We start from the raw sequence: 13,075 nt of genomic DNA on the forward strand, positions 1-13,075 counted from the left end.
TCGCCCGGGTCGGTTAATCTTTACAATAGCGCCGTCTCAACGGGGTGCGGTAAGTCGGGCCGCATGATAAGCCCGATTTTCCGCTGAGAGCACACCCGTCGAACCTGATCCGGTCAATACCGGCGGAGGGATTTGAGCCCAGCGAACCGGCGACGCCGCCTCGCCCCCTCAGATGCCCTTGCCCCCTTATTTTTCAGGAGTGCAACGTGGTCAAAACATATCTGCCCTGCTTATTGCTGCTGTGCGCCGCGCCGGTGTTCGCCAAGCCGACGCTGACGGTTTACACCTACGATTCCTTCGCCGCCGACTGGGGCCCCGGCCCGGCGGTGAAAAAAGCCTTCGAAGCCGAGTGCGACTGTGAATTGAAGTTCGTCGCGCTGGAAGACGGCGTCTCGCTGCTGAACCGCCTGCGCATGGAAGGCAAGAACAGCGCCGCCGACGTGGTGCTGGGGCTGGACAACAACCTGTTGCAGGCGGCGCAGCAAACCGGCCTGTTCGCGCCGAGCGGCGTCGACACCGCCAAACTGACGGTGCCGGGCGGCTGGCAGGACGCGACCTTCGTGCCTTACGACTACGGTTACTTCGCCTTCGTCTACAACAAAGAAAAGCTGAAGAACCCGCCGAAAAGCCTGCAGGAGCTGGTCAGCAGCGATCGCAACTGGAAAGTGATCTACGAAGATCCGCGTACCAGCACGCCGGGCCTCGGCCTGCTGCTGTGGATGCAAAAAGTGTATGGCGACAAGGCGCCGGCCGCCTGGCAGCAGTTGGCGAAGAAGACCGTCACCGTCACCAAAGGCTGGAGCGAAGCCTACGGCCTGTTCCTGAAAGGCGAAGGCGATCTAGTGCTCAGCTACACCACCTCTCCCGCCTATCACCTGATCGAAGAGAAAAAAGATCTCTACGCCGCCGCCACGTTCAGCGAAGGCCACTACCTGCAGGTGGAAGTGGCGGGCAAGCTGAAGGCCGCCAAACAGCCTGAGCTGGCGGAGCGCTTCATGCAGTTCATGGTGACGCCGGCGTTCCAGAACACCATCCCGACCGGCAACTGGATGTACCCGGTGATCAACACCCCACTGCCCGTCGGCTTTGAGCAGATGAACGTGCCGCAGACCGCGCTGCAATACAGCGCCGAAGAGGTGGCCAAACAACGCGGCGGCTGGATCCGGGCATGGCAAACCGCCGTCAGCCGCTGATCCCCCGCTGGCTCTGGCCGGGGCTGCTGGCCGCCGGCGTGATCCTGCTGGTCGCCGCGCTGGCGATGGGCTCGCTGTGGCGTCACGCGCCGGGCAGCGACTGGCGCGGCCTGTGGCAGGACAGCTACCTGTGGCACGTGGTGCGCTTCACCTTTTGGCAGGCGCTGCTGTCGGCGCTGATTTCGGTGCTGCCCGCCGTTCTGCTGGCACGCGCGCTCTATCGCCGCCGTTTCCCCGGCCGGCAGCTGCTGCTGCGGCTGTGCGCCATGACGCTGGTGCTGCCGGTGCTGGTGGCGGTGTTCGGCCTGCTCAGCGTCTATGGGCGTCAGGGCTGGCTGGCAGCGCTGTGCGGCTGGCTGGGCGTCGAGTATGGCTTCTCGCCCTACGGCCTGCAGGGCATTCTGCTGGCGCACCTGTTCTTTAACCTGCCGCTGGCCACCCGCCTGTTGCTGCAGGCGCTGGAGAACATTCCGGTGGAGCAGCGCCAGCTGGCCGCCCAGTTGGGCATGAACGGCTGGCAGCAGTTCCGTTTCGTCGAATGGCCGGCGCTGCGTCGCCAGATCCTGCCGAGCGGCGCGTTGATCTTCATGCTGTGCTTCGCCAGCTTCGCCACCGTGCTGTCGCTGGGCGGCGGGCCGCAGGCCACCACCATCGAACTGGCGATCTACCAGGCGCTGAGTTACGACTACGATCTGGGCCGCGCCGCCATGCTGGCGCTGATCCAGTTAAGCTGTTGTCTGGGGCTGGTGTTGATCAGCCAGCGGCTGAGCCAGGCGCTGCCGGTGGGCCATACCCACGCCCAGCGCTGGCGCAACCCGGAAGACAGCCTGTGGCGGCGCGTCGGCGATTTTCTGCTGATCGCCGCCGCGCTGTTGCTGTTATTGCCGCCTCTGCTGGCGGTGATCGCCGACGGCGCCAATCAGGCTATCGTCAGCGTGCTGCGCCAGCCGGTGCTGTGGCAGGCGCTGTTCACGTCGCTGCGCATCGCCCTCGGCGCCGGGCTGCTGTGCGTGGCGCTCACGATGATGCTGCTGTGGAGCAGCCGCGAGCTGAAGCTGCGGCAGCATCTGCGCGGCGGCCAGGCGCTGGAGCTGAGCGGCATGGTGATCCTGGCGATGCCGGGTATCGTGCTGGCCACCGGCTTCTTCCTGCTGCTGAGCGATACGATCGGGCTGCCGCAGTCACCCTATGCGCTGGTGATCCTCACCAATGCGCTGATGGCGGTGCCCTATGCGCTGAAGGTGTTGGAGAACCCGATGCGCGACCTCGCCGAACGCTACAACCCACTGTGCCTGTCGCTGGATATCCACGGCTGGCAACGGCTGCGGCTGATCGAACTGCGCGCGCTGCGCCGCCCGCTGGCGCAGGCGCTGGCCTTCGCCTGCGTGCTGTCGATCGGCGATTTCGGCGTAGTCGCCTTGTTTGGCAACGAGCATTTCCGTACCCTGCCTTTTTACCTGTATCAGCAGATTGGCGCCTACCGCAGCAACGACGGGGCGGTGACCGCGCTGCTGTTGCTGCTGTTGTGCTTCCTGTTGTTTACCCTGATCGAACGCTTACCGGGGCGCCATGCTGACGCTTGAAAAACTGACCTATCTGTATGAACACCTGCCGATGCGCTTTGATCTGCGCATCCAGCCGGGCGAGCGCGTCGCGGTGCTCGGCCCCAGCGGCGCCGGTAAAAGCACCCTGCTGAGCCTGATCGCCGGTTTTCTGCCGGCGGCCAGCGGCCGGCTGCTGCTGAACGGCGAAGACCACACCGCCACACCGCCGGCCAAACGGCCGGTGTCGATGCTGTTTCAGGAGAACAACCTGTTCGCGCACCTGACGGTAGCGCAGAACATCGGGCTGGGGTTGGATCCCGGTCTGCGCTTGACTGAGCAGCAGCGCCAACAGCGGGCGCATATCGCTCGTCAGGTCGGCCTGGAAGAGCACCTGGAGCGCCTGCCGTCGCAGCTTTCCGGCGGCCAGCGTCAGCGCGCCGCGCTGGCGCGCTGTTTGATTCGCCAACGGCCGATCCTGCTGCTCGACGAGCCCTTCTCGGCGCTCGATCCGGCGCTGCGCAACGAGATGCTGCAGCTGCTGCAGACGGTGTGCGAACAGCGCAACCTGACGCTGCTGATGGTGTCGCACAACCTCGACGACGCCGCGCGCATCGCCCCGCGCACGCTGCTGGTGGTAGACGGCCGCATCTATTACAACGGCCCGACGCAGGCGCTGCTGGACGGCAGCGCGCCCGAAGCGCGCGTGCTGGGCATTTCGGGTAAAGCGTGATCTGACGCGCGTTTTTTATGCTGCGCCAATAAACCTGTTGTGCGAATTTTGCGCCTGTGTTTTTATAAAAACCTGACTCTTTTTACTGATGATAAGGTTCCCTGTGATCGCATCCTCGCTGACTTCGACCCTACTAGTTACCGCGCTACCAGCCGCGGTGGTCGTCGTGCGTGTGGTGGTGGTCGTCGGCAATGCGCCGTAGGGTCCGAATCAACGCATCGATTCCCAAACCCCGCCGGCGCAAACCGGGCGGGGTTTCTTGTTTTAGCACCCTGCCCAGCAAAGCTCACCGGCCTTGAGAAAGGACAGGAACATGGCAACTTCGGGCACGCCTCAACCGGGCACCAGCTTCACCGGCGCACAATTGATCGTTCATCTGCTGGAGCGGCAGGGTATCACCACCGTCGCCGGCATCCCCGGCGGCGCCGCGCTGCCGCTGTATGACGCGCTGAGCCAAAGCACCCGCATTCACCACGTGCTGGCGCGCCACGAACAGGGCGCGGGCTTTATGGCGCAGGGCATGGCGCGCGCCAACGGCAAAGCGGCGGTGTGCATCGCCTCCAGCGGGCCGGGCGCCACCAACCTGGTCACCGCCATCGCCGACGCCAAGCTCGACTCCATTCCGCTGGTGTGCATCACCGGTCAGGTGCCCTCCTCAATGATCGGCACCGACGCCTTCCAGGAGGTGGACACCTACGGCATTTCCATTCCGATCACCAAGCACAACCATCTGGTGCGCGATATCCGCGAGCTGCCGCAGGTGATCGGCGACGCGTTCCGCATCGCCGAATCCGGCCGCCCCGGCCCGGTCTGGATCGATGTGCCGAAAGACGTGCAGACCGCCACCATCACCCTGGAAGAGCTGCCGCCGATCGCCGTGCCGGACGCCGCCCCAACCTTCGATCCGGCGCTGGTTGCGCAGGCCGCCGCGATGATCAACCAGGCGAAACGCCCGATCCTCTACCTGGGCGGCGGTATCATCTGCGCCGACGCTCACCGGCAGGCGCTGGAACTGGCCGAGCGCGCCGGTCTGCCCACCACCATGACGCTGATGGCGCTGGGGGCGATGCCGGTGGAACACCCGCTGTCGCTGGGCATGTTGGGCATGCACGCGGCGCGCAGCACCAACTTCATTCTGCAGGAGGCCGATCTGCTGATCGTGCTGGGCGCGCGCTTCGACGATCGGGCAATCGGCAAAACCGAGCAGTTCTGCCCTAACGCCGCCATCATTCACGTGGATATCGATCGCGCCGAGCTGGGCAAGGTCAAACAGGCCAACGTGGCGATCCATGCCGACGTCGGCCAGGTACTGCAACAGCTGCTGCCGCAGATCGACACGCAGCCGCGCAGCGCGTGGCTGAGCACCGTCAACGACCTGAAGCGCGAGTTCCCGTTCAACATGCCGAACGCCGACGATCCGCTGAGCCATTACGGCCTGGTGCTGGCCGCCGCGCGCTGCGTGGACGACAGCGCCATTATCACCACCGACGTGGGCCAGCATCAGATGTGGGTGGCGCAGGCCTATCCGCTGAGTCGGCCGCGCCAGTGGCTGACGTCGGGCGGCCTGGGCACCATGGGCTTCGGTCTGCCGGCGGCGATCGGCGCGGCGCTGGCGGAGCCCGAGCGTAAAGTGCTGTGCTTCTCCGGCGACGGCAGCCTGATGATGAACATTCAGGAAATGGCCACCGCCGTCGAACACGATCTGGACGTGAAAATCATTTTGATGAACAACCAGGCGCTGGGGCTGGTGCACCAGCAGCAAACCCTGTTCTACCAGCAGCGCATCTTCGCCGCCGCCTATCCGAAGCGCACCGACTTCCTGAAGATCGCCGCCGGATTCGGGCTGGATACCTGCGATTTGAACGCCGCGGAAGATCCGCAGGCGGCGCTGGCCGAAGCGATCCAACGCCCGGGGCCCTGCCTGATTCACGCGCTGATCGATATCAACGAAAAAGTGTTCCCGATGGTGCCGCCGGGCGCCGCCAACATCGACATGATTGGAGAATAAGCCATGCTGCAACCACAAGATAAACCCCAGGTGATCCTGGAGCTGGCCGTGCGCAACCATCCCGGCGTCATGTCGCACGTTTGCGGGCTGTTCGCTCGCCGCGCGTTCAACGTCGAAGGCATTCTGTGTCTGCCGCTGAAGGACGGCCAGCAGAGCCGCATTTGGCTATTGGTCGCCGACGATCAGCGGCTGGAGCAAATGATCAGCCAGGTGGAAAAGCTGGAAGACGTGCTGCAGGTGAAGCGCCACAGCGAAGACGTGCGGGTATTTGAACAGCTGGAAGCGTTCTTTCAGTAATACGAAGGGGGCTTACGCCCCCGCAATCATTGCCCGGACAGCACCTGCCACAGCAGGTGCCGATACACCGGCATCAAGGGCTGCTGGCTCAGCAGATAACCGACCGCCAGCGCCGCCAGCCAGCTCAATCCGCAAACCACGCGCAGCCGCAGCGGCGTCAGCCAACGGCTCAGCCGATCGGCGCTGCGCTTATCCTCACGCCACCAGCGCCAGCTCAGCCACACAGCCAGCCAGATCGTGAGTGCCGCGGCGAGCAGCAGCCACTTGAACATCGCGCTGTTGGCGCCGGCGGGAATGTCGATCGCCACGCCCGCCAGGATGCCAGGGAAGAAATAGACCGGCGGCCAGGTCAGGCAACCGATGATGTTCGGCAAGGCAAACTTGTACGGCGGCAGATCGAGCATGCCGGCCACCATCGGCACCAGCGGGCGCGTCGGGCCAACGAAGCGGCCGATCAGAATGGTCGCCATGCTGTGCTGGTGCAAGGCGTGCTCGGTTTTGTCGAGCAGCGCTTTGTTCTTCTTCAGGAACGACCAGCGGTGCAAGGGCCCCTTGAAGGCGCGGCCGACGAAATAAGAGATCCAGTCGCCGAGCAGGCAGCCGACGATCCCCGCCGCCCAGGCGTAGTAGAAGTCCACCTTGCCGCTGCCGATCAGCGCGCCGATGCTGGCCATCATCACCGTGCCGGGCAGCAGCAGCCCCACCAGCGCCAGCGACTCGAGAAAAGCGACCAGCAGGACGACCATCAGGGTGAAAGCCAGCGACTGGGTGATCAAATCTTGTAAATAAGCTTCCATTACACCTCTGCGGATTATTCGGCCAAACGGGGCCGAGGATTTTCCAGCGCCGCCGCTGGCGAGTCAATCGATGAATTGTATGCGTATTTGGCAGCGCCGAACGCCGATGGACAATGACTGTATAAAAACACATACTATAATTTATCTATATTAGCGCCAAAACCGACATCTCGCTGAATGTCGCGCACGCCGCCCGGCGGAAGACGAAGGGGTTATGACAGCACTGCAACAGGGTTTCCTGCTCACTCGCCACTGGCGCGACACGCCCGCCGGCACCGAGGTCGAATTTTGGCTGGCGACCGACGCGGGCCCGCGTCAGCTGCGCTTGCCGCCGCAAATCTCGGTGGCGTTTATCCCCGCCGAACAAAAGCCGCGCGCGGAACTGCTGTTGCGCGAAGAACGGCAGGTGGAACTGAAACCGCTGGCACTGACGGATTTTCATCACCGCCCGATGCTGGGGCTGTACTGCCGCCAGCACCGTCAGCTCATCAAGCTGGAAAAACTGCTGCGGGAAGGCGGCGTTACGGTCTACGAGGCCGACATTCGCCCGCCCGAACGCTATCTGATGGAGCGCTTCATCACCGCGCCGGTGTGGTTCAACGGCCAGGCCAACGGCGGCGGGCCGTTGCTCAATGGCCAGATGAAGCCGGCGCCGGACTACCGCCCGACGCTCAGGCTGGTGTCGCTGGATATCGAAACCACCGCCCACGGCGAGCTTTACTCCATCGCGCTGGAAGGCTGCGGCCAGCGGCAGGTGTACATGCTGGGGCCGGCCAACGGCGGCGATGCGCCGCTGGATTTCGATCTGGAATACTGCGCCAGCCGCCCCCAACTGCTGGAACGACTCAACGCGTGGCTGGAGCGCCACGATCCCGACGCCATCATCGGCTGGAACCTGGTGCAGTTCGATCTGCGGGTGCTGCAAAAGCACGCCGAACGCTACCAAATCCCGCTGCGGCTGGGGCGCGGCGGCAACCTGTTGGAGTGGCGCGAGCACGGCTTCAAGCAGAACCACTTTTTCGCCGCCGCCGCCGGCCGCCTGATCATCGACGGCATCGAAGCGCTGAAGTCCGCCACCTGGAACTTTCCCTCCTTCAGCCTGGAGTACGTTTCGCAGGAACTGCTGGGTGAAGGCAAGGCGATCGACAACCCTTATCAACGCATGGCGGAGATCGACCGGCGCTTCGCCGAAGACAAGCCGGCGCTGGCCCGCTACAACCTGAAGGACTGCGAGCTGGTGACGCGCATCTTCGCCAAGGCCGATCTGCTCAACTTTCTGCTGGAACGCGCCACCGTCACCGGGCTGGCGGCCGATCGCAGCGGCGGATCGGTGGCGGCCTTCAGCCACCTTTATATGCCGCGCATGCACCGCCTGGGCTTTGTCGCCCCCAACCTCGGCGAACAGCCGGAGGAACACAGCCCCGGCGGCTTCGTGATGGACTCCCGGCCCGGCCTGTACGATTCGGTGCTGGTGCTGGACTATAAAAGCCTGTACCCGTCGATCATCCGCACCTTCCTGATCGATCCGGTCGGGCTGGTGGAAGGCATGCGCCACCCAAACGACGCCGATTCGGTGCCCGGCTTTCGCAACGCCCGCTTCTCGCGCAGCAAACACTGCCTGCCGGCAATCGTCGAGCAGATCTGGCAAGGGCGCGAGGCCGCCAAGCGCCAGCACAACAAGCCCCTGTCGCAGGCGCTGAAGATCATCATGAACGCGCTGTACGGCGTGCTGGGATCGAGCGGCTGCCGCTTCTTCGATCCGCGGCTGGCGTCGTCGATCACCCTGCGCGGCCACGAGATCATGCGTCAAACCCGCGAGCTGATCGAAGCCGAAGGTTATCAGGTGATTTACGGCGATACCGACTCCACCTTCGTGTGGCTGAAACAGCCGCATGACGAGCAGCAGGCGGCGCAGATCGGCCGGGCGCTGGTGCAGCGGGTCAACGCCTGGTGGCAGCAGCATCTGCAGCAGCAGTTCGGGCTGGAGAACGCGCTGGAGCTGGAGTTCGAAACCCACTATTCCCGCTTCCTGATGCCGACCATTCGCGGCGCCGAACAGGGCAGCAAGAAGCGCTACGCCGGCCTGATCGCACGCGGCGGCGGCGAGGAAGAGATGGTGTACAAAGGCCTGGAAACGGTGCGCACCGACTGGACGCCGCTGGCGCAGCAGTTCCAGCAGCAGCTCTATCAGCGCATCTTCAAACGGCAGCCCTACCAGGACTATGTGCGCGACTACGTCGGCAAAACCCTGAACGGCGACTTCGACGATCAGCTGGTGTACCGCAAGCGCCTGCGCAGGAAACTCGACGACTATCAGCGCAACGTGCCGCCGCACGCCCGCGCCGCGCGCATCGCCGACGACTACAACCGCAGCCAGGGGCGGCCGCTGCAGTATCAGAACGGCGGCTGGATCAGCTACGTGATGACCGTCGCCGGGCCGGAACCGCTGGAAACGCGCCATTCGCCCATCGACTATCAGCATTACCTCGAACGCCAGCTGCAACCGGTGGCAGACGCTATACTCCCTTTCTTGCACGACGATTTCACCACGCTGGTCACCGGGCAGATGGGGCTGTTTTGAGATTGCGCCAGGTTAAGAAAAATCATCCGGTTTTGCAGGTGACGAACGCGCCGCCTTCCATTACCATAGCGCCCTTCCCAAAACTGAACCACGCTTAGCCCTGCCGTCTCGCGACGTCTGCATGGCGTGAACGGCTATTGCCCGTCAAATTTAAAACAAACCGGGATAGCAGACGTTCAGTACAGGTGCCGCGGCCCTTCCCGCCCGGTAACAAGACTTACTTACAAAGAATCGAGCCGACAATATATGCCTTTTACTCTTGGTCAACGCTGGATCAGCGACACGGAAAGCGAATTAGGACTGGGCACCGTCGTGGCGCTGGACGCGCGCATGATTACCCTGCTTTTCCCCGCCACCGGTGAAAACCGCCTCTATGCCAGAAACGATTCGCCGATCACCCGCGTGATGTTCAACCCGGGCGATACCGTCAGCAGCCACGAAGGATGGCAGCTGCAGGTGGAAGAGGTGAAAGAGGAAAACGGTCTGTTGACCTATATCGGCACCCGCCAGGACACCCAGGAGAGCGGTGTGGCGATGCGCGAAGTCCTACTGGACAGCAAGCTGACCTTCAGCAAGCCGCAGGATCGCCTGTTCGCCGGCCAAATTGACCGCATGGACCGTTTCGCGCTGCGTTTTCGCGCGCGCAAGTACCAGAGCGAGCAGTATCGCCTGCCGTTCGCCGGCCTGCGCGGCATGCGCGCCAGCCTGATCCCGCACCAGCTGCACATCGCCCATGAAGTCGGCCAGCGCCATGCGCCGCGCGTGCTGCTGGCGGACGAAGTCGGCCTCGGCAAAACCATCGAAGCCGGCATGATCATCCACCAGCAGCTGCTGGCGGGCCGCGCCGAGCGCGTGCTGATCGTGGTGCCGGAAACGTTGCAGCACCAGTGGCTGGTGGAGATGATGCGCCGCTTCAACCTCTACTTCTCGCTGTTCGACGACAGCCGCTACGCCGAAGCCAAGCTCGACAGCAGCAACCCGTTCGAAACCGAACAGCTGGTGATCTGCTCGCTGGACTTCGTGCGCCGTAACAAGCAGCGCCTGGAAGAGCTGGCGGACGCCCAGTGGGATCTGCTGGTGGTCGACGAAGCGCACCACCTGGCCTGGAGCGAAGAAGCGCCGAGCCGCGAATATCAGGTGATCGAGCAGTTGGCCGAGCATATCCCCGGCGTGCTGCTGCTGACCGCCACCCCGGAACAGCTGGGCCAACAGAGCCACTTCGCGCGCCTGCGCCTGCTCGATCCAAACCGTTTCCACGACTACGGCGAGTTCGTCGCCGAGCAGCAGAAATACCGCCCGGTGGCCGACGCCGTCACCCTGCTGCTGAGCGGTAAACGCCTGGCCGACGACAAATTGAATCTGCTGGGCGAGCTGATCGACGAGCAGGACATCGAACCGCTGCTCAAAGCCGCCAACAGCGAAGGCGACAACGCCAAGCAGGCGCGCCAGGAGCTTGTTTCCATGCTGATGGATCGCCACGGCACCAGCCGCGTGCTGTTCCGCAACACCCGCAACGGCGTGAAGGGCTTCCCGCACCGCAACCTGCACCAGATCAAGCTGCCGTTGCCGACCCAGTATCAGACTGCGATCAAAGTGTCCGGCATCATGGGCGCCAAGAAGTCCGTCGAAGCGCGCGCGCGCGACATGCTGTACCCGGAGCAGATCTACCAAGAATTCGAGGGCGAAAACGCCACCTGGTGGAACTTCGACCCGCGCGTCGAGTGGCTGCTGGACTACCTGCTGGCCAACCGCAACGAAAAAGTGCTGGTGATCTGCGCCAAGGCCGACACCGCGCTGCAGCTGGAGCAGGTGCTGCGCGAGCGTGAAGCGATCCGCGCCGCGGTGTTCCACGAAGGGCTGTCGATTATCGAGCGCGACCGCGCCGCCGCCTACTTCGCCTCCGAAGAGGAAGGCGCGCAGGTGCTGCTGTGTTCCGAGATCGGCTCCGAAGGCCGCAACTTCCAGTTCGCCAGCCAGCTGGTGATGTTCGATCTGCCGTTCAACCCGGACCTGCTGGAACAGCGTATCGGCCGTCTGGACCGTATCGGCCAGATGCACGATATCCAAATCATGGTGCCTTACCTGGAGCACACCGCGCAGGCGGTGCTGGGTCGCTGGTTCCACGAGGGGCTGGATGCCTTCGAACACACCTGCCCGACCGGCCGCACCATCTACGACAGCTGCTACGAGCAGTTGATCGGTTATCTGGCCGCGCCGACCGAACAGGAAGGCTTTGACGAATTCATCCACGCCTGCCGCCAGCAGCACGATCAGTTGAAAGCGCAGCTGGAACAGGGCCGCGACCGCCTGCTGGAGATGCACTCCAACGGCGGCGACAAAGCCCAGGCGCTGGCTGCCGCCATCGCCGAGCAGGATAACGACGTCAATCTGGTGGGCTTTGCGCTCAACCTGTTCGACATCGTCGGCATCAACCAGGAAGACCGCAGCGACAACCTGATCGTGCTGACGCCGTCCGACCATATGCTGGTGCCGGACTTCCCGGGCCTGCCGCAGGACGGCTGCACCGTCACCTTCGATCGCGATCGGGCGCTGTCGCGCGAAGACGCGCAGTTCGTCAGTTGGGAACACCCGATCATCCGCAACGGCCTGGATCTGATCCTGTCCGGCGATACCGGCAGCTGCGCGGTGTCCCTGTTGAAAAACAAAGCGTTGCCGGTCGGCACCCTGTTGGTTGAGCTGGTGTACGTGGTGGAGGCTCAGGCGCCGAAGCACCTGCAGCTGACCCGCTTCCTGCCGCCGACGCCGATCCGCATGCTGATGGATCGCAAGGGCACCAATCTGGCGGCGCAGGTCGAGTTCGAAAGCTTCAACCGCCAGTTGAACGCGGTCAACCGCCACACCTCCAGCAAGCTGGTCAACGCCGTGCAGCAAGACGTGCACGCCATGCTGCAGCAGGCGGAAAGCCTGGTGGAAGCGCAGGCGCGCACGCTTATCGAACAGGCGAAGCAAGAGGCGGACGACAAGCTGAGCGCCGAGCTGGCGCGTCTGGAAGCGCTGAAGGCGGTCAACCCGAACATCCGCGACGACGAAGTCGAAGCGCTGGAGTTCAACCGCCGTCAGGTGCTGGCCAACCTTAATGAAGCCGGCTGGCGTCTCGACGCCATTCGTCTGGTGGTGGTCACCCACCAGTAACCGGCGCGACGCGGGGCGGCAACCGCCTCCCCGTTCGGCCCTTTTCGCGGAGCCAAGATGGAACCCTACAATCCCCCGCAGGACCCGCTGCACATCCTGTATCAGGATGAACACATCATGGTGGTCAACAAGCCCAGCGGCTTGCTGTCGGTGCCCGGCCGCGCGCCGGAAAACAAAGACAGCCTGATGACCCGCATTCAGGCCGATCATCCGGCCGCCGAATCGGTGCACCGGCTGGACATGGCCACCAGCGGGGTGATCGTGGTGGCGCTCAACAAGGCCGCCGAGCGCGAGCTGAAGCGTCAGTTCCGCGAACGCGAACCGAAGAAATCCTATATCGCCCGCGTTTGGGGGCATATGGCGCATGACGAAGGGTTGGTGGACTTGCCGCTGATCTGCGACTGGCCGAACCGGCCGCTGCAAAAGGTGTGTTTTGACACCGGCAAAGCGGCGCAGACGGAGTATCAGGTGCTGTCGCGCGACGCCGACGGCAGCACGCGCGTGAAGCTGACGCCGATCACCGGCCGCTCGCACCAGCTGCGGGTGCACATGCTGGCGCTGGGGCATCCGATCCTCGGCGACGGTTTCTACGCCCCACCGGAGGCCAAGGCGATGGCGCCGCGGCTGCAGCTTCATGCGCAAGAGCTGCGTATCACCCACCCCGCCTTCCAGACGCCGATGCACTTTCGCGCCGAACCGGATTTCTGAGGCTAATCTCAGGGATACCCTAAATAATTCGAGTTGCAGGAAGGCGGCAACTAAGCGCAGCCCC

At 63.8% G+C, this 13,075-nt stretch carries 10 protein-coding genes and 1 riboswitch; of the genes, 9 read left to right on the top strand and 1 reads right to left on the bottom strand.

Going from position 1 to position 13,075, the window contains the following annotated elements; all coding sequences use genetic code 11:
- The first annotated feature begins 30 nt into the window (after window positions 1-30).
- Window positions 31-149, top strand: a riboswitch (TPP riboswitch).
- A 57-nt stretch (window positions 150-206) separates the two neighbouring features.
- The 6 genes from thiB to ilvN all read left to right on the top strand — a co-directional run bounded on the left by thiB (window position 207) and on the right by ilvN (window position 5,772).
- Window positions 207-1,193, top strand: coding sequence for a thiamine ABC transporter substrate binding subunit (gene thiB / locus ACJ8HB_RS10400; RefSeq protein WP_033637088.1), 987 nt, complete (start codon window positions 207-209; stop codon window positions 1,191-1,193).
- Window positions 1,169-2,776 carry a thiamine/thiamine pyrophosphate ABC transporter permease ThiP gene (gene thiP / locus ACJ8HB_RS10405; protein ID WP_047569346.1) on the top strand — a complete coding sequence of 536 codons (1,608 nt, stop codon included), beginning with the start codon at window positions 1,169-1,171 and terminating at the stop codon, window positions 2,774-2,776. Before thiB ends, thiP begins: the two co-directional genes overlap by 25 nt.
- Window positions 2,763-3,467 carry a thiamine ABC transporter ATP-binding protein ThiQ gene (gene thiQ, locus ACJ8HB_RS10410; protein ID WP_047571691.1) on the top strand — a complete coding sequence of 235 codons (705 nt, stop codon included), beginning with the start codon at window positions 2,763-2,765 and terminating at the stop codon, window positions 3,465-3,467. The genes thiP and thiQ overlap by 14 nt, the downstream gene beginning before the upstream one ends.
- Before the next feature lie 88 nt (window positions 3,468-3,555).
- Complete coding sequence (ivbL, locus tag ACJ8HB_RS10415; protein ID WP_154747116.1) at window positions 3,556-3,669, top strand: ilvB operon leader peptide IvbL; 114 nt, start codon at window positions 3,556-3,558, stop codon at window positions 3,667-3,669.
- Between the two features lie 111 nt (window positions 3,670-3,780).
- Entirely contained in the window at window positions 3,781-5,475 is a 1,695-nt protein-coding gene (gene ilvB, locus ACJ8HB_RS10420) for an acetolactate synthase large subunit (RefSeq protein ID WP_047569348.1), read from the top strand.
- A 3-nt stretch (window positions 5,476-5,478) separates the two neighbouring features.
- Complete coding sequence (ilvN, locus tag ACJ8HB_RS10425; RefSeq protein ID WP_016929110.1) at window positions 5,479-5,772, top strand: acetolactate synthase small subunit; 294 nt, start codon at window positions 5,479-5,481, stop codon at window positions 5,770-5,772.
- A 26-nt stretch (window positions 5,773-5,798) separates the two neighbouring features.
- Here ilvN and ACJ8HB_RS10430 read toward each other — a convergent pair whose 3' ends face one another.
- Window positions 5,799-6,569: a DedA family protein gene (locus tag ACJ8HB_RS10430; protein ID WP_033637083.1), complete on the bottom strand. Its 771-nt coding sequence runs from the start codon at window positions 6,567-6,569 to the stop codon at window positions 5,799-5,801.
- A 214-nt stretch (window positions 6,570-6,783) separates the two neighbouring features.
- On the opposite strand from ACJ8HB_RS10430, the gene ACJ8HB_RS10435 reads away from it, so the two are divergent.
- The 3 genes from ACJ8HB_RS10435 (at window position 6,784) to rluA (ending at window position 13,011) form a co-directional block, all read left to right on the top strand.
- On the top strand, window positions 6,784-9,150 hold the full coding sequence (locus tag ACJ8HB_RS10435; RefSeq protein ID WP_033652902.1) for a DNA polymerase II: 2,367 nt from the start codon (window positions 6,784-6,786) through the stop codon (window positions 9,148-9,150).
- 246 nt (window positions 9,151-9,396) lie between these two features.
- Window positions 9,397-12,303 carry an RNA polymerase-associated protein RapA gene (rapA, locus tag ACJ8HB_RS10440; protein ID WP_047569350.1) on the top strand — a complete coding sequence of 969 codons (2,907 nt, stop codon included), beginning with the start codon at window positions 9,397-9,399 and terminating at the stop codon, window positions 12,301-12,303.
- A 57-nt stretch (window positions 12,304-12,360) separates the two neighbouring features.
- The gene (gene rluA, locus ACJ8HB_RS10445; protein WP_033637080.1) at window positions 12,361-13,011 is read left to right on the top strand and encodes a bifunctional tRNA pseudouridine(32) synthase/23S rRNA pseudouridine(746) synthase RluA; all 651 of its coding nucleotides are present in this window, start codon (window positions 12,361-12,363) and stop codon (window positions 13,009-13,011) included.
- Window positions 13,012-13,075 lie beyond the last annotated feature (64 nt).

Source organism: Serratia sp. CY27727 (genome assembly GCF_052169275.1).
Classification (GTDB): Bacteria; Pseudomonadota; Gammaproteobacteria; order Enterobacterales; family Enterobacteriaceae; genus Serratia; species Serratia sarumanii.